Origin of the sequence: uncultured Porticoccus sp. (assembly GCF_913061305.1) — a bacterium.
Classification (GTDB): Bacteria; Pseudomonadota; Gammaproteobacteria; order Pseudomonadales; family Porticoccaceae; genus Porticoccus.
This window is the reverse complement of sequence record NZ_CAJXST010000009.1, coordinates 71,055-91,463: the sequence shown is the minus strand read 5'-3', so window position 1 is coordinate 91,463 and position 20,409 is coordinate 71,055. Positions and strand designations below refer to the sequence as shown.

19 protein-coding genes are annotated in these 20,409 nt (G+C 54.7%); 14 read left to right on the top strand and 5 right to left on the bottom strand.

Translation table 11 applies throughout. From position 1 onward, the window contains the following. The 3 genes from QZ516_RS11690 to QZ516_RS11680 form a co-directional block, all read left to right on the top strand. Window positions 1-852, top strand: an 852-nt coding sequence (locus QZ516_RS11690) for a sodium-dependent transporter (RefSeq protein ID WP_297189986.1), incomplete at its 5' end; no start/stop codon positions are given. Continuing rightward, complete coding sequence (locus QZ516_RS11685; RefSeq protein WP_297189983.1) at window positions 852-1,289, top strand: type II toxin-antitoxin system RatA family toxin; 438 nt, start codon at window positions 852-854, stop codon at window positions 1,287-1,289. The genes QZ516_RS11690 and QZ516_RS11685, both read left to right, overlap by 1 nt. Beyond that, the gene (locus tag QZ516_RS11680) at window positions 1,286-1,606 is read left to right on the top strand and encodes an RnfH family protein (protein WP_297189980.1); all 321 of its coding nucleotides are present in this window, start codon (window positions 1,286-1,288) and stop codon (window positions 1,604-1,606) included. Before QZ516_RS11685 ends, QZ516_RS11680 begins: the two co-directional genes overlap by 4 nt. Here the strand turns inward: QZ516_RS11680 and QZ516_RS11675 are convergent, their stop codons facing one another. After that, on the bottom strand, window positions 1,607-1,990 hold the full coding sequence (locus QZ516_RS11675) for an outer membrane protein assembly factor BamE (RefSeq protein WP_297189978.1): 384 nt from the start codon (window positions 1,988-1,990) through the stop codon (window positions 1,607-1,609). A 73-nt stretch (window positions 1,991-2,063) separates the two neighbouring features. Here QZ516_RS11675 and fur point away from each other — a divergent pair, with 73 nt between their 5' ends. Then, window positions 2,064-2,471 carry a ferric iron uptake transcriptional regulator gene (fur, locus tag QZ516_RS11670; RefSeq protein WP_297189975.1) on the top strand — a complete coding sequence of 136 codons (408 nt, stop codon included), beginning with the start codon at window positions 2,064-2,066 and terminating at the stop codon, window positions 2,469-2,471. A gap of 11 nt (window positions 2,472-2,482) precedes the next feature. Here the strand turns inward: fur and QZ516_RS11665 are convergent, their stop codons facing one another. Continuing rightward, a complete protein-coding gene (locus tag QZ516_RS11665; RefSeq protein WP_297189972.1) occupies window positions 2,483-3,700 on the bottom strand; it encodes a GGDEF domain-containing protein in 1,218 nt (405 codons plus the stop codon). 207 nt (window positions 3,701-3,907) lie between these two features. Between QZ516_RS11665 and QZ516_RS11660 the strand changes: the two genes are divergently transcribed. Beyond that, window positions 3,908-4,633 (top strand): hypothetical protein, encoded by a 726-nt coding sequence (locus QZ516_RS11660; protein ID WP_297189970.1) that lies wholly within the window; start codon window positions 3,908-3,910, stop codon window positions 4,631-4,633. On the opposite strand, the gene QZ516_RS11655 is transcribed toward QZ516_RS11660, so the two are convergent. Further along, on the bottom strand, window positions 4,630-5,007 hold the full coding sequence (locus QZ516_RS11655) for a hypothetical protein (protein ID WP_297189968.1): 378 nt from the start codon (window positions 5,005-5,007) through the stop codon (window positions 4,630-4,632). The two genes, QZ516_RS11660 and QZ516_RS11655, sit on opposite strands and share 4 nt — an antisense overlap. Before the next feature lie 304 nt (window positions 5,008-5,311). Continuing rightward, window positions 5,312-6,994: a DNA repair protein RecN gene (gene recN / locus QZ516_RS11650; protein ID WP_297189965.1), complete on the bottom strand. Its 1,683-nt coding sequence runs from the start codon at window positions 6,992-6,994 to the stop codon at window positions 5,312-5,314. A 156-nt stretch (window positions 6,995-7,150) separates the two neighbouring features. Here recN and grpE point away from each other — a divergent pair, with 156 nt between their 5' ends. The 7 genes from grpE to greA all read left to right on the top strand — a co-directional run bounded on the left by grpE (window position 7,151) and on the right by greA (window position 17,338). Next, window positions 7,151-7,735, top strand: a complete 585-nt coding sequence (gene grpE / locus QZ516_RS11645) for a nucleotide exchange factor GrpE (protein ID WP_297189962.1) — start codon at window positions 7,151-7,153, stop codon at window positions 7,733-7,735. A gap of 76 nt (window positions 7,736-7,811) precedes the next feature. Then, window positions 7,812-9,731: a molecular chaperone DnaK gene (gene dnaK, locus QZ516_RS11640; RefSeq protein WP_297189959.1), complete on the top strand. Its 1,920-nt coding sequence runs from the start codon at window positions 7,812-7,814 to the stop codon at window positions 9,729-9,731. 159 nt (window positions 9,732-9,890) lie between these two features. Beyond that, window positions 9,891-11,021: a molecular chaperone DnaJ gene (gene dnaJ, locus QZ516_RS11635; protein ID WP_297189956.1), complete on the top strand. Its 1,131-nt coding sequence runs from the start codon at window positions 9,891-9,893 to the stop codon at window positions 11,019-11,021. A gap of 59 nt (window positions 11,022-11,080) precedes the next feature. Further along, window positions 11,081-11,884, top strand: coding sequence for a 4-hydroxy-tetrahydrodipicolinate reductase (dapB, locus tag QZ516_RS11630; protein WP_297189953.1), 804 nt, complete (start codon window positions 11,081-11,083; stop codon window positions 11,882-11,884). Window positions 11,885-12,377: 493 nt separating this feature from the next. Next, window positions 12,378-13,523 carry a glutamine-hydrolyzing carbamoyl-phosphate synthase small subunit gene (carA, locus tag QZ516_RS11625; protein ID WP_297189950.1) on the top strand — a complete coding sequence of 382 codons (1,146 nt, stop codon included), beginning with the start codon at window positions 12,378-12,380 and terminating at the stop codon, window positions 13,521-13,523. Between the two features lie 120 nt (window positions 13,524-13,643). Next, complete coding sequence (gene carB, locus QZ516_RS11620) at window positions 13,644-16,862, top strand: carbamoyl-phosphate synthase large subunit (protein ID WP_297189947.1); 3,219 nt, start codon at window positions 13,644-13,646, stop codon at window positions 16,860-16,862. Further along, complete coding sequence (gene greA / locus QZ516_RS11615) at window positions 16,862-17,338, top strand: transcription elongation factor GreA (RefSeq protein ID WP_297189944.1); 477 nt, start codon at window positions 16,862-16,864, stop codon at window positions 17,336-17,338. Before carB ends, greA begins: the two co-directional genes overlap by 1 nt. An 18-nt stretch (window positions 17,339-17,356) precedes the next feature. Here greA and yhbY read toward each other — a convergent pair whose 3' ends face one another. Next, window positions 17,357-17,677, bottom strand: a complete 321-nt coding sequence (gene yhbY, locus QZ516_RS11610) for a ribosome assembly RNA-binding protein YhbY (protein WP_297189941.1) — start codon at window positions 17,675-17,677, stop codon at window positions 17,357-17,359. A gap of 56 nt (window positions 17,678-17,733) precedes the next feature. Between yhbY and rlmE the strand changes: the two genes are divergently transcribed. Both rlmE and ftsH read left to right on the top strand, forming a co-directional pair. Continuing rightward, complete coding sequence (rlmE, locus tag QZ516_RS11605) at window positions 17,734-18,360, top strand: 23S rRNA (uridine(2552)-2'-O)-methyltransferase RlmE (protein ID WP_297189938.1); 627 nt, start codon at window positions 17,734-17,736, stop codon at window positions 18,358-18,360. 106 nt (window positions 18,361-18,466) lie between these two features. After that, the gene (gene ftsH / locus QZ516_RS11600) at window positions 18,467-20,371 is read left to right on the top strand and encodes an ATP-dependent zinc metalloprotease FtsH (RefSeq protein WP_297189936.1); all 1,905 of its coding nucleotides are present in this window, start codon (window positions 18,467-18,469) and stop codon (window positions 20,369-20,371) included. Window positions 20,372-20,409: the final 38 nt, after the last annotated feature.

Below are 20,409 nucleotides of genomic sequence, written 5' to 3'. Positions count from 1 at the left end.
CGTGGGCTCGGTGTTGCGGTAAGAGTATTGATGCCGGTGTTGTTTGTGCTGTTGCTGATCCTGTTGGTGTTCGGCATTCAGCGAGGGGATTTTGCCCAGGCTGTCGATTTTCTGTTCAGTTTTAACTATGAGGCGCTGACCTGGGCGGGGGTTCTGGAGGCCATGGGGCATGCGTTTTTTACCCTCAGTCTGGGGATGGGTGCCATTATGGCCTACGGTGCCTACATGCCTGAGCATGCCCGGATTGGTCGCACTGTGCTTGCCGTCGGCTTTCTGGATACGGTGGTGGCGCTGGTTGCCGGGCTGGCCATATTCCCCATTGTGTTTGCGAACCCGTCGATTGCACCCGGGGCGGGTCCGGGATTGCTGTTTGTCAGCTTGCCGATCGCATTTGGCAATATGACGGGAGGGTTATTATTTGGCAGCCTGTTCTTTGTGCTGGTGACGTTGGCCGCCTGGAGCTCGGCGATCTCGCTGATCGAACCCGCCGTTGCCTATCTCATCGAGTCGAAAAAATTTACCCGTATTACCGCGAACCTGCTGCTCGGTGGTATTGCCTGGGTTGTTGGGCTGGGGAGTGTTTTATCCTTTAATCTCTGGGCGGAAAAGCGGGTTGCCGGGTTTAATTTCTTCGAGTTTATGGATTTTCTGACCTCCAGTGTCATGCTGCCGCTCACCGGTCTATTTATCGCCCTGTTTGTGGGCTGGATGATGCGACCGGAAACCGTGCGGGGCGAGCTCGCCGATGAGTCGGGCCGGGTCTTTACGAGCTGGTACTGGGTATTGCGATATATTTCGCCAATAGCCGTGGGTATCATTTTTGTGATGGGCCTCTACAAGACATTTTCCTGATGCTGACAACCATAAAACGCAGTGCGCTGGTGATGTTCTCCGCTGAGCAAATGTATGATCTGGTCAACGACGTGAACAGTTATCCACGTTATATGGAAGGCTGTGTCGGAGCCGATATATTAGAGCAGTCAGAGGGTGGTATGGTGGCCAGGCTAGACTTGAAGAAAGGGGGCATCGGTTACAGTTTTACCACTCGAAATACCCTGAAAAAACCCGAGCAGATTACCATGAGCCTTGAGCAGGGGCCTTTTAAAAAGTTGTCCGGTGAGTGGCACTTCAAACCATTGACGGCAAATGCCTGCAAGGTGATGCTCGACCTGGAATTTGAATTTAACAGTCTGTCGGTAGGGCTTGCCTCCACCAGTTTGTTTACCTCTGTGGCGAACAATCTGGTGGATTCGCTGGCGAGGCGTGCCCAGGAGGTCTATGGCCCGTGAAAGATATTGAGTTGATTACCGTAGAGGTGGCCTATGCGTTGCCTCAGCGTCAGCAACTGCTGGCGCTCAAGGTTGCTCCCGGAACTACCGCGTATGAGGCGGTGCGACAGTCCGGAATTGTGCAGCAGTTCCCCGAGATTGATCTGGAAAATGTAAAAATGGGTATCTTCGGGCAGGCCCTGGGTACCAAGGGCCTCAACCCGCCAAAGACCTATGTGTTGGAAGCGGGTGATCGGGTGGAGATTTATCGACCCCTGACCGTGGACCCCAAAGAGATTCGCAAACGGCGTGCGGCGAAGGCCGGGCAGGGTAGTTGATTACTCGGTGGTTTCGATATTCACCGCAGTGGGAATAAAGTCACCTCTGAAACCTACCAGTTGGTCGTTTTCAAAGAAAATGGCCATCCGTTCCCTGACTTCGTCGCCGTTGCTGGGTGACAGACTGTAGTAATAGTCCCAGCGATCTTCATTGAAGGTATCCGAAATCAAGGGTGTCCCCATCACAAAGCGCACCTGGGACTTGGTCATGCCCGGACGAAGCTGGTCAATCATGTTCTGGGTGATGACATTGCCCTGCTGGATATCAAACTTATAGACATTGGGCAGTTTTGGCATACTGAAATCCGGCATCGAGACACCTGAGCACCCGCCGAGTAACGCGGTCATGGCCAGGCAGCAGGTAATTCTTGCAGTAAAATGCATTGGGGGTTCCAGAGTTTTCAGTGAACGGCGATAATACAGAATCAATTGAGTGTATTAAAGAGGCGGTAGCAGAATGAAGGATGAAAACCGGGACTTACGGAAGGCGGGGCTCAAGGTCACCGTACCCCGTTTGAAGATCCTGCAGATTCTAGAGGAAATCAACGAAAGTCACATGAGCGCCGAGGATGTGTACCGCAAATTACTCGAAGCCGGTGACGATGTCAGTATTGCCACGGTATATCGTGTGCTGACCCAGTTCGAGAGTGCCGGCCTGATTACCCGGCATAACTTTGACAGTGGGCCGGCAGTTTATGAAATTGATCGGGGCATTCATCACGATCATATGGTGAATGTGGATAGCGGCGATGTGATTGAATTTCAAAGCAGTGAAATTGAAGCGTTGCAGAAAGCGATTGCTACCAAGCATGGGTTCGATCTGGTGGGCCACAATCTGGTGCTTTACGTAAAGGCTAAAAAATAATTGCGGGTTGATTACGCAACTTTGGTCTGATTTCTGCCGGCTTCTTTGGCGCGATACATGGCGCTGTCGGCGGCTTTCATGACGCCATCAAAATGCAGGGCGTCCTGTGCATCGGCAACACCTATACTGACGGTCACCCGGATATTGCCACGACGTCGTGAAGCGCCACGTTTCTTTTCGCCGCTGGACTGATAGCGCGGTCGATTTTTGTTGTCGCGGGTGGCCATGTCGTAATTTGCAATATTCTTGCGCAGTTCTTCCAGGTGATCGACGACCTGCTCCCGTGTTTTGCCACGAAACAGCAGGCAAAACTCTTCTCCCCCAAAGCGGTAGGCCCGTCCGCCACCGCTGACCCGGCGCAGTTGCGCGGCAATGGCGCGAAGCACCTGGTCGCCCAGGTCGTGGCCATATTGATCGTTGATGGGCTTGAAATGGTCCACGTCTACCATCGCCAGCGCATAGTGATTGCCCATGGTTCGCACATCGCGGAGTAGCGCCCGCCGGTTGGGAATCTGGGTCAGTTCGTCCCGATACACCATGTTGAGCAGGGCCTGGGTCTGGTTGATAATCAACAGTAATCCGGCGGCAGAAAACATGATCGAGGAAATGTGTGATAACTGAAACCATCCCACGGTGATAAAACTGAAGAACACACAGCCCGGCAGGCTGCTGTCCAGATACTCCCTGCGAAGCAATGGCAGGATGATGCTGAAGGTATAGACCAGTAGAAACAGTAATCCCGCTGTGGCGGATATCTTCAGGCCAAAAAAAGTACTTTCGTTGATGCCGGGCAGGAGCTGGGAAAACCAGAGGGGTTGCCACTGAAAAAGGCTGATGATGATCAGTGCAAAGATTGAGATAAAGGCCGTCAATACCAGAAAAGCCGGGTGTCGCCAGCCGGTGTCGGGGAGAATAATGAACACACCCAGTATCAGTGGCAGGCACAGTGAGATAAGGCTGAAGATCTGGTTGGCCGGCTCGGCATTCAATGGTGCCTGCAGAAAATGCCGAATCAGCCAGTAGCTGATCAGCATTGTCATGGCCGTACCCAGATTTTTGGATTGGTTTGCCAGTAGGGCCATGAAAGCGGCGAGTCCGCAGACGATGAAAGGCAACTGCTCCAGCAGAGCCCGTTGATCGCCATTCAGCGCCGGATATTGCCAATAGGTGAAGGCTGCCAGCATCAGGCAGAACATCGGGGCGAGCAGGCGAATAATAATTTGTGACATAACTGGCGGGTTGCGTTCGCCTTCCCTGTTCAAAAGATAACCAGTCTAAAAGGTTACGGCGGTTGCGTAAATATCCGGGCGCGAGGGCTATCTGATCTTTTGTGAACCACACGCCTGTGTCTCAGGCCCTATAAAATCGGTGAGCCCATGTGGAAATGGCTGAGAATAACAACAGGGTATTTACTGCTCTTGTCCCCGGTCTCCGCAGTGGCAGACCGGTTTTGTTGGTTGCTGGCTGAAACCTATTACGAACAACTCTATTGTGAAGTGCAGGCTGCAGGTCAGGGGGCTGACTTGCCTTCATTGCTGGACTTTCGACGCAACAACGACACAGTTCAGGCTCTATTGCTGAGGCGACCTGCCGCGAGAGCCGGCATTGACGTTGCTGTGCCTGCCGATACCCGATTGCCCGTGCCGGAGGTCGTTGAGGCCGCAGAACTCCACAAGGTCGACAGCGGACTGGATGGCTGCCAGCTCGATCATCTGTGGTTGGCTTGCGAGGGTGCCCGCTATCTGCTGGTGAGCAACCAGGCCAATAGCAGGCTGGCGGACGGCGTGCTCAAAGCATCGAATAAAATGCATATACCGGTTTTTCGTGGCGCCATGGATGATCGGGCCGCCAGGGTTGATTACCTGACGGTGGCCTACCGACAATATTTGGAGAAAATGATGGAAATCGGCCTTGGCGGGTCGACGTTTTCCTATGCGAAATTTGTCTATCTGTTTGATGATGTAATAGCAAAGGGTGTGGCTTTTGCGCAGCGCTTTGAAACGATGTTTGGTTTTCTGAAGGAGGATAAGCAGCGTCTGGCTGTTAATGAGTCGCAGCCAGACTCACTGGCGCTGCAGCCAGGACAGTGTGATCGGTTTGGGCGTCAGCTGGTGGTGTGCAATAACGGCAGAAAGAACTATCTGTTTCGCCGACAGGATTAGTCGATCCGCTCCGCGCGTCCGTATTCGATCACCCGCGAAGGTTTGGCTGACAATACCCGGTATGCCTTGAGCATATTAAACATGGCGTGGCCGAGGTGCTGTTCTGCCATGGCCAGTTCGCGGGCAGTGATCATCTCGCGTTCGTGATTGCTCAGGTTGGCGGGGTCGCCGCCGAGTTCCGCGTCAATGCGTCGCATTAGCTGGTTGATAAACAGCTGGCTGTCCCCGCAGGACTGGTGTAAGCCGCCGGCATATTGCTTCACTGTTCCGGGGAGGTCGCGCATCGCCTGAAAAGAGGCTTTGGTATTTCGTATGGCCAGTCTGGCGGGCAACATACTCAGATTAAAACTCGCTGATAAAAACTGCTGGATCATAACAGGTTCCCTCCGGGTTTCTGTGCGGAAATGTCAGTATAGCAGAGGTCTGCAGTCGACAATCTACGGGTCTACCTGAAATGGAATTACACGTGATTTATTCAAGCGGCGATGAGTGGGGCAGCCGGGTTAGCCGATCATCGAGGCGGCGGCAATGAGCAATAGCATGACGCCAACGCCTATTAGCACCAATTTTCCGACTCTGGCCAGTGTTTCTGTATCTTCTTTCTGCACAGTAACGCCCTCTAATTATGGAGAAAGGGCCCAGCATAGCGGTTTGAATGGTTGAAATTGTTGATCTGTATCAAGCGGTTTGTTCGCCCAGTTGCAACATTTCCCTGGCGTGACTGAGGCTGGTGTCGGTCGTCCTGGCGCCTCCGAGCATGCGTGCGATTTCGTTGGTGCGGTCAGCACCTGAAAGCGACCGGATAGTACTGTTGGCGGAATGTTCGTGGGTGGTTTTGGTCACCAGCAGGTGGTGGTGAGCACAGGCTGCAACCTGTGGCAGATGCGTTACACAAATGACCTGTCCCTGCCCGCCGAGCTGACGCAGCAGTTTGCCGACCACATCTGCGGTGGCGCCACCAATGCCCACATCCACCTCGTCGAAAATCAGGGTGGGGACCGCCGAATGGTTTGCCGCGATAACCTGGATCGCCAAACTGATTCGTGAAAGTTCGCCACCGGAGGCGATTTTGGCGAGGGGTCTCGGCGGTTCCCCCGGATTGGTGGTGATCAGAAATTCGATGGTTTCCATGCCATTGGCTGTTAATTGCCCCGATTTGACCGGGGTTAGCTGAGGTATGAATCGTGTGCCATCCATCGAAAGTGCCGAAAACTGCTGTTCAACCAGCGCAGAAAATTCGGTTGCCGCAGTTGTTCGGCGGGCCGTGAGGTCTTCCGCCAGTGCGAGGTACTGCTCGGACAGGGCCGTCGCCTGTTGTCGAAGTTTTTCAATGCTGCCCTCGCCACCGGCGAGATTGTCCAGTTCTTCCTGTAGCGCCAGATGTTTGGCCGGTAACTCTGGCGGGTCGATGCGGTGTTTGCGCGCCAACTGGTAGATGGCGCTCAAGCGTGTTTCCAGTTGCAATAGCCGCTCCGGGTCCAGCTCGAATTTGTCCAGATGTTGCTGGATTCCACGGCCGGCTTCCGCCACTTCAATGGCCGCACTGTTGAGTAGCTTTTCTGCCTCGATCAGCTCGGCAGGCTTGCCGGGCATGTTGGCCAGCAACTGCAAGGCCTTGCCGAGGCTGTCTTGCAGGTTGACGTCTTCCGCCTCACAGCAGAGCTGTAACAGGGCCCCGCTGTCCCTGAGTATGGCCTCCGCATTTCCCAGTTGCTGTTGCTGTTGTTCCAGCTGCTCCAGCTCCCCTTCTGCCAGAGACAGTTCATCCAGCTCCGATAACTGAAATGTGAGCAGTTCCCGTCTGGCATTCAGTTCGTCCGAGGCGTTCTCCAGTTTGTCCAGCCGTTGTGTTGTGGTTGCCCATTGCTGGTAAGCCTGTCGCAACTCGCCAGCCAGCTCCGAACACCCGGCAAAGTTGTCCAGAATTTTGTGATGAGTCTCCTTGCGCAACAGCGACTGGTGTTCATGCTGGCTGTGAATATCGATCAGCATCTCGCCAAGCTCCCGCAATTGCTGCATGGTGGCGGCTTGACCATTGATGTAGCCCCGGGATCGACCCTCGCGGGTCAGCAGCCTCCGCAATAATACTTCGTCACCGTTTTCGGAAAAATCGTTGTCGATCAGCCACTGCCGGGCCGTTGCAATCTCTGCCAGATCAAATAATGCAGAGACCTCGGCACGCTCCTGGCCCTGGCGAATCCGATCCGTATCGGCGCGATCTCCCAGCGCCATTGCCAGGGCGTCGAGCACCAGGGACTTGCCTGCCCCTGTTTCGCCGGTCAGTGCCGTCATGCCGGCATCGAAATCCACTTCGAGGGACTCCACCAGCGTGAAATGTTTGACTGTCAGGGTAATAAGCACCAGTAATGCCTGTTTGTGTGAGGTGACGCCAGAAGACCAATGTTATACACAATTTTTCAGCGCGTCTGCCCTTGAAACAGCGGGCAATGGCCCAATATAGCGGGTTGAAGCAAAGTCCTGAAGCAGCGTATTCAACAGAAAGAAGGGAGATGTTGCGTGTCAACAGAACAGAATCATCAGGAACCGGATCCGCAGGATCCCGGTTCAGAAGACGCCGCTGAGCCGCGGCCTGAAACAGAGCAACCGGAGGCGCAGCCCGCAATCGGCGAGGTCGAACAGTTGACGGCTGATCTGGCCAACGCCAAGGATCAGGTGCTGAGAACCCACGCGGAAATGCAGAACCTGCGACGGCGTATGGAGCGCGATGTGGAAAACGCCCACAAGTATGCTCTCGAAAAATTTGTCGGCGAATTATTGCCGGTGGTCGATAACCTTGAACGCTCCATTCAGGCAATGACGGATGTCGGCGACGAGTTCAAGGCAGTCAGTGACGGCATTGAGCTCACCCTGAAAAGTTTTCAGGACGTACTGGCTCGCTTCAAGGTAGAGGCCGTCGATCCCAGCGGTGAGGCGTTTAATCCCGATCTTCATCAGGCGATGAGCATGCTTGAAGTGCCGGATGCAAAACCCAATACCGTGATTGATGTGTTCCAGAAGGGTTACACCCTCAATGGCCGGCTGATTCGCCCCGCCATGGTGGTGGTTGCCAAGTTGGCGGCGAATAACACCAGCGAGCCTTGAAATTCCGCAATGCGGGCCAATATACAGACACAGAAACCAATTTTTACCAGTTTAAGCAAACCCGGAGAAACAAATAATGGGCAAGATAATCGGAATTGACCTCGGCACCACCAACTCCTGCGTGGCTGTACTTGAGGGCGACAAGCCGAAAGTGATCGAAAATGCCGAGGGGACGCGTACCACGCCGTCCATCGTCGCATTTGCCGAAGACAATGAAATCCTGGTGGGCCAGTCAGCCAAACGCCAGGCCGTGACCAACCCCAGCAATACCCTGTTCGCCGTCAAGCGGCTTATTGGTCGTCGTTTTGATGATGATGTCGTGCAGAAAGACATCAAGATGGTGCCCTACAAAATCGTCAAAGCGGACAATGGTGATGCCTGGGTGGAAGTCAAAGGTGACAAAAAAGCGCCGCCGCAAATTTCAGCCGAAGTCCTGAAGAAAATGAAGAAGACAGCTGAAGATTATCTGGGCGAGAAAGTCACCGAAGCCGTCATCACCGTGCCGGCCTATTTTAATGACTCCCAGCGGCAGGCTACCAAGGATGCCGGTCGGATTGCCGGCCTTGAAGTCAAACGTATTATTAATGAGCCCACGGCCGCTGCGCTGGCCTATGGCATGGATCGCGATCCCGGTGACCGCGTTGTGGCTGTCTTCGACCTGGGTGGCGGCACCTTTGATATCTCGATTATTGAAATTGCCGATGTGGATGGTGAACACCAGTTTGAAGTGCTGTCCACGAATGGTGACACGTTCCTTGGGGGTGAAGATTTCGACCTGCGATTGATCGAGTACCTGGCCGCCGAGTTCAAGAAGGACAGCGGCATAGACCTGCACAGCGATCCGCTGGCGCTGCAACGCCTCAAAGAGGCTGCGGAAAAGGCCAAGATTGAACTGTCCTCCAGTCAGCAGACTGAAGTGAATTTGCCCTACATCACCGCCGATGCTACCGGTCCGAAACACCTGGTGGTCAAGCTGACTCGCTCCAAACTCGAGTCCCTGGTGGAAGAGCTGGTTGTCCGTTCCATGGAGCCGGTGAAAGTGGCACTGAAAGACGCCGGTAAATCCGCTTCAGAAATTGACGATGTCATTCTGGTGGGTGGTCAGACCCGGATGCCCATGGTGCAAAAATACGTTACTGAATTCTTCGGCAAAGAGCCGCGCAAGGATGTTAACCCCGATGAGGCTGTTGCCGTTGGTGCTGCGATTCAGGCAGCGGTAATGTCCGGTGAAGTAAAAGACGTGCTGCTGCTGGATGTGACACCCCTGACCCTGGGCATTGAAACCATGGGTGGTGTGGCGACACCTCTGATTGAGAAAAACACCACGATTCCGACGAAAAAATCGCAAATCTTCTCAACGGCAGATGATAACCAGCACGCGGTAACGGTTCACGTGGTTCAGGGTGAGCGCAAGCAGGCAGCCGGCAACAAGTCATTGGGTCGTTTTGATCTGGCTGACATTCCCCCGGCACCTCGCGGTATGCCGCAAATTGAGGTGACTTTTGACATCGATGCAAACGGCATTCTCAATGTCAGCGCCAAGGACAAGGCTACCGGCAAAGAGCAGTCCATTATCATCAAGGCTTGCTCTGGTCTCTCCGATGACGAGATCGACAAAATGGTCAAGGATGCCGAGGCAAATGCCGCCGAAGACAAGAGATTTGAAGAGCTGGTGAGCGCCCGCAACGCTGCGGATGGCTTGGCCCACGCCGCCAGGAAAACGCTGGAAGAAGCGGGTGACAAGGCCAGTGCCGAAGAGAAAGAGGCGATTGAGTCTGCCATCAAGGGCGTGGAAGACGCCGTCAAAAATGATGACAAGGAGGCGATTGATGCCGCCGCGAACACACTTTCCGAAGCCTCTGCTGCGCTGGCACAAAAGCTTTACGCCGAACAGGCTGAGACTCAACCCGAGGGCGCGGAATCGACCGAGGGCGGCACATCCGATGATGCCGTTGACGCTGAATTCGAAGAAGTGAAAGACGACAACAACAAGTAAGGCTTGTCTTATTTGGAGTGCCCGGCACGCAAGTGCCGGAAGCAGGCGCGGTTTCCAGTCCGCGCCTTGCCGTGTCTGGTGTGTTGCCAAGGCAGTGCACAGAACAACATGATGATTGCTGCCTCTGGCAGTGAACCCAACCAGAGAAGTTGAAACGCAATGGCCAAACGCGATTATTACGAAATTCTCGGTGTTGCCAAAAACGCCTCCGCTGACGAAGTTAAAAAAGCCTACCGTCGGATTGCGATGAAGAACCACCCGGATCGGAATCCGGACAACAAGGCCGCCGAAGATGTGTTCAAGGAAGCTACCGAGGCTTATGAGGTGCTTTCCGATAAAGAGAAGAAGGCGGCCTATGATCAGTACGGTCACGCCGGGGTGGATCCCAATGCCGGATTTGGTGGCGGTCAGGGTGGCCCCGGGTTCGGCGGTTTCAGCGATATTTTCGGAGATGTTTTTGGCGATATTTTCGGCGGTGGTGGCCGCGGTAGGGGCGGCCCTATGCGGGGTTCGGACCTGCGCTATGATATGCAGCTCGACCTTGAGGATGCGGTAAAAGGGAAGACGGTGCAGATCCGGGTGCCCACGCTGGTCAATTGTAAAATCTGTGACGGCTCCGGTGCCAAAAAAGGCAGCACGCCAACCACCTGTGGCACTTGTGGTGGTCATGGTCAGGTGCGCATGTCGCAGGGCTTCATTGCTGTTCAGCAGACCTGCCCGACCTGTCGTGGTCGCGGTCAGGTTATTTCTGATCCCTGTGGTGCCTGTCATGGTCAGGGCCGCGTCCAGGAAAGCAAGACGCTGTCTGTCAAGGTTCCCGCCGGCGTTGATACCGGTGACCGAATTCGCCTGGCGGGTGAAGGTGAGGCCGGGCCGGAGGGTGGCCCTCCGGGCGATCTTTACGTTCAGATCCATGTTCGCGAGCACTCGTTGTTCAAGCGCGAGGGCAGAAACCTGTACTGTGAAGTGCCGATCAGTATTGTGGATGCCATTCTGGGCGGAGAAATTGAGGTGCCGACGCTGGATGGTCGGGTGAAATTGAAGATTCCGCCCGAAACTCAGACTGATCGCGTCTTTCGCCTGCGGGGCAAGGGTGTCTCCAGCGTGCGCGGCGGTGGCCCCGGAGACCTCCTGTGCCGGGTTGTTCTTGAGACCCCGGTGAACCTGAATACCGAACAGAAAGAATTGTTACGTCAGCTTCAGGAAAGCCTCGAAAAAGGCAAGCACTCGCCCAAAAGAGCGTCCTGGTTTGAGGGTGTGAAAAAATTCTTTGATGGCTTTACGATATAGTGATTATCCGCACAGGTGACCCTCTTTGGTGCCCTGTGCCATCACCATGAGATATCTCAATGACGCGAATAGCAGTTACCGGTGCCGCCGGGCGTATGGGCAAGGCGCTGATTGAAGCGGTCACCCTGAATCCCTCCTTGCACCTCACGGTCGCCCTGGAGCGGCCTGGCAGTTCCCTGATAGGCGTTGATGCCGGTGAGCTGGCGGGTGTTGGCTCCAATGGTGTCAAGGTGCTCGGCGATATCCGCCAGGCACTGGAGCAATTTGATGTGCTCATCGATTTCACCGCCCCCGATGCCACCCTTGCCAATGCGGAGGCCTGTGCCGCCAGCGGTCGAAAAATGGTTATAGGTACCACCGGTTTTACCCCGGAGCAACGTGCTCAGCTGGTTTCTCTGGCGGACAGTACTGCCCTGTGTATGGCATCCAACTTCAGTACCGGGGTAAATTTGTGCTTCAAATTGCTGGATATGGCAGCCAGCGTGCTGGGTGATGAAGTCGATATTGAGATTTGCGAGGCCCATCACCGTCATAAGGTTGATGCCCCCTCAGGCACAGCACTGAGTATGGGTGAGGTGGTCGCCAGCGCGCTGGGTCGTGATCTGAGCGAAGTCGCTGTCTACGGTCGTGAGGGGCAGACGGGTGCACGTGATCGGCAAACCATCGGCTTTGCCACAGTCCGGGCCGGTGATATTGTCGGTGACCATACCGTGATATTTGCGGCTGAAGGGGAGCGGGTGGAAATCACGCACAAGGCATCGAGTCGTATGTCGTTTGCCCGCGGTGCAGTGCGTGCCGCTGGCTGGTTGCAGGAAAAACAGACCGGCCTGTTTGATATGCAGGATGTACTGGGGTTGAAGTAGGCGGTACGACAATCGCTTGAAGGATTTTCTCTCCAGTCAGCCTGTGCCCCCGTTTATCGGGAGTCTGTGCAGTTACATCGCCGGCCCCCCCCCTGCCGGGTAAATACTGCCCAAAACTGTCAGTTGTAGAGGTGCAGTTGTAGAGATACAGTCAGCGAGATTGAGCAGAGGGTGGTGACCATAATGCCGTTGTGGCAGTTTTGATGCGTCGGGCAACAGGAATCGCCGTTTTTTGCCGCTGACCACCAGCTTGGCAATGGATTAGCACTGGACATCGGCATGCCTCTTGCCTAGAATATCGGGCTAGTTTCTGTTGACGTGAAACGCCCTGCAAAGACACAGGTGAAAAGCGCGATTGAATGATTTGAAAGCGAGGTGAGACGTACGGTTTCATCTCGCTTTTTTGCAGCCTGATATCATGAAATCAATGAGTTAGTTTTTGGTACGGGCGATTCCTGCAGTTCTGGATTCCCGGTTATTTGAGGAGGTTGCTTTGAATACCGATAGCCATCGGTCCGCCATTCTTGCACTTGAAGATGGCACTGTTTTCGAAGGCATCGCCATTGGCGCGGAGGGTGTTTCCAGTGGTGAGGTGGTATTCAATACAGCATTGACGGGATACCAGGAAATTCTCACTGATCCCTCCTATGCCCGCCAGATCGTAACACTGACCTATCCACACATTGGCAATACCGGTGTCAATGATGAAGACAACGAGTCTGACCGGATCTGGGCTGCAGGTCTGGTGATCCGGGACTTGCCGTTGATGGCAAGCAATTTTCGGTCTCGCCAATCGCTCGATGCCTATCTGAAGGCAAATAACATTCTCGGTATTGCCAATATCGATACCCGCAAACTCACGCGTATTCTGCGGGAGAAGGGTGCCCAGAATGGCTGTCTGATGGCGGGTTCTGTCGATCGGGCAAAGGCCTTGTCCTCGGCAAGAGATTTTGCCGGTTTAAAGGGCATGGATCTGGCCCGGGAAGTGACGACCGCAAAATCCTACCCGTGGCGGGAGGGCACCTGGCGGCTGGGGCAGGGTTTCTCAGTTCCCGCTGAAGCCCCTTACAATGTTGTAGCCTACGATTTCGGTACAAAGCGCAATATTCTGCGTATGCTGGTGGATCGGGGAGCCAATTTGACGGTGGTCCCTGCAGAAACGCCCGCCGCCGAGGTGCTGGCCATGAACCCGGACGGCGTGTTCCTCTCGAACGGTCCCGGCGACCCGGAACCCTGCGATTACGCGATCAGGGCCATTCGCGACATTCTCGATCACGACATCCCGGTGTTTGGTATTTGCCTGGGCCATCAGTTGTTGGCTCTCGCCAGCGGTGCCAAAACAGAAAAAATGAAATTTGGGCACCACGGTGCCAATCATCCGGTGAGAAGTCTTGATGACGGGTTGGTATTGATCACCAGTCAGAACCACGGCTTCGCGGTGGATGAGCAGACATTACCCGACAATCTGCGCGCAACCCACCGATCATTGTTCGACGGATCATTGCAGGGCCTGCACCGCACTGACAGGCCGGCCTTCAGTTTTCAGGGACACCCGGAAGCCAGTCCCGGCCCCCACGATGCTGCGCCACTGTTCGACCATTTTTTTGAGCTGATTCGGGCCAGGCAGGCTAAGAGCTAGTATACGAATCGAGGTAAGCAGAGAGCGACGGTCGCTCCTGGTTACTGCTAAGTGGTTGTGACCTGTATTGCGTCCGCAGGTAGTCCAAGCTAACGACAATTGCCATACTGACGATAATTTATGCCAAAAAGAACCGATCTTAAAAGTATCCTGATCCTCGGCGCCGGCCCCATTGTTATCGGGCAGGCCTGCGAGTTTGATTACTCGGGTGCTCAGGCCTGTAAAGCCCTGCGGGAAGAGGGTTACCGGGTGATTCTGGTGAACTCGAATCCGGCCACGATCATGACGGATCCGTCCATGGCGGATGCGACCTATATCGAGCCTGTGGAATGGCGGACTGTGGCCAAAATTATTGAGCGGGAGCGTCCCGATGCTCTGCTGCCGACGATGGGCGGGCAGACGGCACTCAATTGTGCTCTGGATCTGGCTCGCGAAGGTGTGCTCGAGAAATTCGGTGTCGATATGATCGGGGCTGATCGGGATGCTATCGATAAAGCCGAGGACCGCAACCGTTTTGACAAAGCCATGAAGGCAATCGGACTGGAAACACCCAAGGCCGTTATCGTGCACAGCCTTGAGGAGGCATTGCAGGTGCCGGACCAGTTCGGTTATCCCTGTATTATTCGCCCGTCCTTCACCATGGGTGGTTCGGGTGGTGGTATTGCCTATAACCGCGAAGAATTTGAAGAGATCTGTCGCCGGGGGCTGGACCTCTCACCCACCAAAGAGCTCCTGATTGATGAGTCCCTGATTGGCTGGAAAGAATACGAAATGGAAGTGGTGCGGGACAGGAATGACAACTGCATTATCATCTGTTCCATCGAAAACCTGGACCCCATGGGTGTACATACCGGTGATTCGATTACCGTGGCCCCGGCCCAGACCCTTACCGACAAGGAATACCAGATCATGCGCAACGCCTCCATAGCGGTGTTGCGGGAAATTGGTGTGGAGACCGGTGGCTCCAACGTGCAGTTTGCCGTGAATCCGGTGGACGGTCGGTTGGTGGTGATTGAAATGAACCCAAGGGTGTCGCGTTCCTCTGCCCTGGCCTCCAAGGCGACGGGTTTCCCGATTGCCAAGGTGGCGGCGAAACTGGCCGTGGGATATACCCTGGATGAGCTGCAGAACGATATTACGGGGGGGGCTACCCCGGCTTCCTTTGAGCCCAGTATCGACTATGTGGTCACCAAGATTCCCCGTTTCGCCTTTGAGAAGTTCAGTGCCGCCAATGCCAAACTGACCACGCAGATGAAGTCGGTGGGCGAGGTCATGGCGATTGGTCGTACTTTTCAGGAATCCCTCCAAAAAGCACTCCGTGGCCTGGAGGTAGGGTCTGCCGGATTCGAACCCAAGGTGGATGTGAATACTGACGAGGGTCTGAATGAGTTGCGGGAGCAGCTCAGTGATCCGGGCGCAGAGCGCATCTGGTTTGTGGGCGACGCGTTTCGCGCCGGCATGTCCGTGGATGAGGTGTTTGATCTCTGCGCGATTGACCCCTGGTTTCTGGCGCAGATTGAAGATCTGATCCGGGAAGAGCAAAAGTTGCAGGGCCGGACACTGGAAAGCCTCGATGCCGGTCAGCTGTATGCTCTCAAACGCAAAGGGTTTTCCGATATTCGGTTGGCGAGCCTGCTCAACAGTTCTGAGACCGCCGTGCGCGAGTGTCGCAGGGCCCTGAACATCCACCCGGTTTATAAGCGGGTGGATACCTGTGCTGCAGAGTTCGCCACCGCTACGGCGTATATGTACTCCAGCTATGAAGAGGAGTGTGAGTCGCAGCCCTCGGATCGCAATAAAATTCTGGTTCTGGGCGGTGGTCCCAATCGCATCGGTCAAGGCATTGAATTTGATTACTGTTGTGTTCACGCGGCGCTGGCCATGCGTGAGGACGGCTACGAAACCATTATGGTCAACTGTAACCCCGAGACGGTATCAACGGATTACGATACCTCGGACCGTCTCTATTTCGAGCCGGTCACCCTCGAGGATGTGCTGGAAATAGTGCGGATTGAAAAGCCGGTCGGCGTGATCGTGCAGTTTGGGGGGCAGACGCCGCTGAAACTGGCACGCGCACTGGAGGCACAGGGTGTGCCCATTATCGGTACCACCCCCGATGCCATTGACCGGGCAGAAGATCGTGAGCGATTCCAGCAGATGATCCACAAGTTGGGATTGTTGCAGCCGGCCAACGCCATTGTCCGCTCTGCTGAGGAGGCGATTGCTGCAGCTGCCGGAATTGGTTACCCGCTGGTGGTCAGGCCGTCCTACGTGCTCGGCGGCCGCGCTATGGAAATTGTCTATCGGGAGGAAGAGCTGCAGCGCTATATGAGCCAGGCGGTGCGGGTCTCTGAAGACGCCCCGGTACTGCTCGATTACTTCCTCTCCTCGGCGGTAGAGGTGGACATCGATGCTGTCTCGGATGGTGAGCACGTGGTGATTGGTGCCATCATGCAGCATATCGAGCAGGCGGGTATTCACTCGGGTGACTCTGCCTGTGCGCTGCCGCCCTACAGTTTGCCAGAAAATGTGCAAAATGAAATGCGCGAAACGGTCAAGGCGATGGCCGTGGAGCTCAATGTCAAAGGGCTTATGAATGTCCAACTGGCGTGGCAGGATGGCAAGGTCTACGTGATTGAAGTCAATCCACGGGCCTCCCGCACCGTGCCGTTTGTCTCAAAATGTATTGGCACATCGCTGGCAAAAGTGGCAGCACGTTGTATGGTGGGTGTGTCGCTGGCGGAGCAAAATTTTACTACCGAGATTATTCCCGATTACTTCAGTGTCAAAGAGGCGGTATTACCGTTTAACAAATTTCCCGGCATCGATCCCATTCTTGGACCGGAGATGAAATCCACCGGGGAAGTGATGGGTGTAGGTGATACGTTTGCCGAGGCCTACGCCAAGGCGGAACTCGGTGCCAGCGACCCGATTCCCACTTCGGGAACTGCTTTTCTCAGCGTTCGGGAGCCCGACAAGGCCGGGATTGCCGCGGTGGCTCGCAGCCTCATCAATAGTGGTTTTAATCTGGTGGCCACCAGTGGTACCGCCCAGGTGATTGAAGATGCAGGGTTGCCGGTTGAACGGGTCAATAAAGTGAAACAGGGGCGTCCTCACATCGTGGATATGATCAAAAATGATCAAATCAGTCTGATCGTCAATACCACAGAGGGTCGCCAGGCGATTGCCGACTCCTCTACCATACGATCCAGTGCTGAACAGCGGGGGGTGTATTACACCACCACACTCGCTGGTGGTCAGGCGGTCTGTATGGCTCTGGAGCAGCGTGGAGAAACCAAAGTCCGTCGGTTGCAGGAATTGCACGAGAGGAATCAGTAATGCAAAAGGTACCTATGACAGTTGAAGGCGCGACAAAACTTCGCCAGGAACTGGATAATCTGAAAAAAGTAGAGCGTCCCCGGATTGTTGCGGCCATTGCCGAGGCCCGTGCACACGGTGATTTGAAGGAAAATGCAGAATATCACGCGGCTCGGGAGCAGCAGAGCTTCGCCGAAGGGCGTATACAGGAAATAGAGAGCAAGCTGAGCAACGCCCAGATTATTGATATCAAGAAGATTCCACAGGGCGATAAAGTGATTTTTGGCTGCACCGTGGATCTGATCAACCTGGATACCGAGGAGCGCGTGACCTACAAGATTGTTGGTGATGACGAATCGGACGTAAAACTGAACATGATCTCCTACCAGTCACCGATCGTTCGCGCCATGATAGGCAAGGAAGTTGGCGACATTGTGGTCGTTAAAACGCCGGCCGGTGATGTGGAATATGAGCTGGATGATGTTCGGCATACCTGATGCCGAACGCTGCTGTGTTCACTCCCGGGCCGAAGGCGACCGCAACAGATTGGATAAATGCCGATTGGGTTGTTCTGCTCTTCTCAGCAGGAGCACAATATGCCCGACGGTTTGAATCAGCTCTGCCCCCAGCGTATCCGTTAGGGTTTCAATGATCGTCTGCTTTACCTCGCGGTCGCCCACAGAAAGCTTCACTTTGATCAGCTCATGGTCATTGAGTGCGCGGTCAATTTCTGCGATCACTGACTCGGTGAGGCCTTTCGCGGCAACGGTGACCACCGGGTTGAGTTTGTGGCCCAGACGTCGCAGATGCTTTTTGTCATCATTAGAAATTGTCATAGAATGGTTGTCCTCTAAAACGGCGCGTATTCTAGCCGAACTGATAACAGGTTGATATGGGCCGGTCAAAAAGCAGCCAGCGCTGGTTGCAGGAACACAACAGCGATCACTATGTAAAACGTGCCCAGCAAGAGGGCTATCGTTCCCGTGCCAGCTATAAACTACTGGAGTTACACAAAAAAGATCGCCTGTTTAAACCCGGGATGACCGTGGTTGATCTGGGTGCCGCTCCCGGCGGTTGGTCTCAGGTGGCTGTGGCGCTGGTCGGCGACAAGGGTCGTGTTATTGCCTCCGATATCCTGCCTATGGATAGTATTGCCGGCGTCGATTTCGTCGAGGGAGATTTTACCGAAGAGGCCGTGCTCAGTGAAATTCTTGAATTGCTTGAGGGTCAGCAGGCCGACCTTGTAATTTCAGATATGGCCCCCAATATGAGTGGTATGAAGGCTGTTGATCAACCCAAGGCCATGTATCTGATAGAGTTGGCGCTTGAATTGGCCTGTCAAATATTGAAACCTGAAGGGGTTTTTGTTGCCAAAGTATTTCACGGCGAAGGTTTCGATGACTTTTTGCGCGATACAAAACGGCGTTTCCAGCAGGTTGTCACACGAAAACCCGATGCGTCCCGCTCCCGATCCCGTGAAGTTTATCTGGTTGCCCGGGGGCTTAAGGTCTCGGGCTAAACAGTATCAGCCGGTATGGGCTCCTCCCATCCGGTTACCACTGCGCTCAAATGGCCGGTAGAATAGAACCCGGTGGCGCTAAAATGAGGAAGTTCAGTTGAACGACATGGCAAAGAATCTTGTATTGTGGTTGATCATTGCGGCAGTGTTGTTGTCGGTGTTCCAGAATTTCAATCCGCCCGCTAAAGAAGACAGCATCAGCTACTCTGCGTTTATCGAAGAGGTGCAAACAGGTCGTGTCAGCAGTGTCGTCATTGAAGGTTTGACGGTCGAGGGCAAACGTGCTGATGGCAGTGCCTTCAAAACGATACGTCCGAATGTTCCCGACTCGGGTTTGATGAGCGACCTGCTCAATAACGATGTCAGTGTCGAAGGCCGCGAGCCCGAAAAACAGAGCCTCTGGGTACAGTTGCTGGTGGCGTCCTTTCCGATTCTTTTGATTCTCGCTATTTTCATGTTTTTCATGCGCCAGATGCAGGGCGGTGCTTCTGGTCGCGGCGGCCCGATGGCTTTTGGCAAGAGTAAGGCGCGTCTGCTGGGTGAGGATCAGATTAAAACCACATTTGCCGATGTGGCCGGTGTGGATGAGGCCAAAGAAGATGTGCACGAACTGGTAGACTTTCTCCGTGATCCGTCCCGCTTTCAGCGTCTTGGTGGCCGCATTCCCCAGGGCGTTTTGATGGTGGGCCCGCCGGGAACGGGTAAGACGCTGCTGGCCAAGGCGATTGCCGGTGAAGCCAAGGTTCCGTTCTTTTCCATCTCTGGTTCTGATTTTGTCGAAATGTTTGTCGGGGTGGGTGCTTCTCGTGTACGGGATATGTTCGAGCAGGCCAAGAAACAGTCGCCCTGTATTATTTTTATTGATGAGATTGATGCCGTTGGTCGTCACCGCGGTGGTGGTTATGGCGGTGGCAATGATGAGCGTGAACAGACTCTAAACCAATTGCTGGTTGAAATGGATGGCTTTGAGGGCAATGAAGGCGTCATCGTCATTGCCGCCACCAACCGGCCCGATGTGCTGGATAAGGCACTGTTGCGCCCCGGACGTTTTGACCGCCAAGTCTACGTAAGCCTGCCCGATATCCGTGGCCGCGAGCAGATCCTCAAAGTGCATGGCCGCAAAGTCCCCCTAGACGAGCGTGCTGACCTGGGCATTGTCGCCAGAGGCACTCCCGGTTTTTCCGGGGCCGACCTCGCCAATCTTGTGAACGAGGCATCGCTGTTTGCGGCGCGCGCCAACAAGCGCACAGTGACCATGGAAGAGTTCGAGAAAGCCCGTGACAAGATCATGATGGGTGCCGAACGGCGCTCCATGGTGATGTCTGAGAAAGAGAAAGAAAATACGGCCTATCATGAAGCGGGTCATGCCATTGTCGGGCGTATGATGCCCGAGCACGATCCGATTCATAAGGTCAGTATTATCCCCCGCGGTCGTGCACTCGGTGTCACCCAGTTCCTGCCGGAAGAAGACAAATACAGCATGAGTCGTCGTCAGTTGGAGAGCCAGCTTTGCAGTCTCTTCGGTGGCCGTATTGCTGAACAACTCATTCATGGGGCTGACGGTGTGACCACCGGGGCGTCAAACGACATCGAGCGGGCTACCCAGATGGCCCGCAATATGGTGGTGCGCTGGGGTTTGTCCGACAAGATGGGACCGGTTTTGTATGGCACGGAGGAGTCGCAGATTCCGGGTGCTGGCAATACCACCTACTCGGAAGAAACTGCCCGTGAGATTGATGTTGAGGTACGTCACGTACTCGATAATTGCTATGAGCGTGCGAAAAAAATCCTCGAGGACAATATTGATGTGCTGCATTCCATGAAAGATGCCTTGATGGAATATGAGACGATTGACGTGGAGCAGGTCGATGACCTCATGGCTCGCAAGCCGGTTCGTCCACCCCATGACTGGCGTGATGACGATTTTGGTGGCAGGCCTGCTCCCGGCGGACCGCCGGCGGATGATTCCGGTGAACCCGGGGTCGTCGGTGGTCCCGCCGAAGAACATTGATGATCGGACAGCCCCGTCCTTAATGGGTAAGGGGCTGT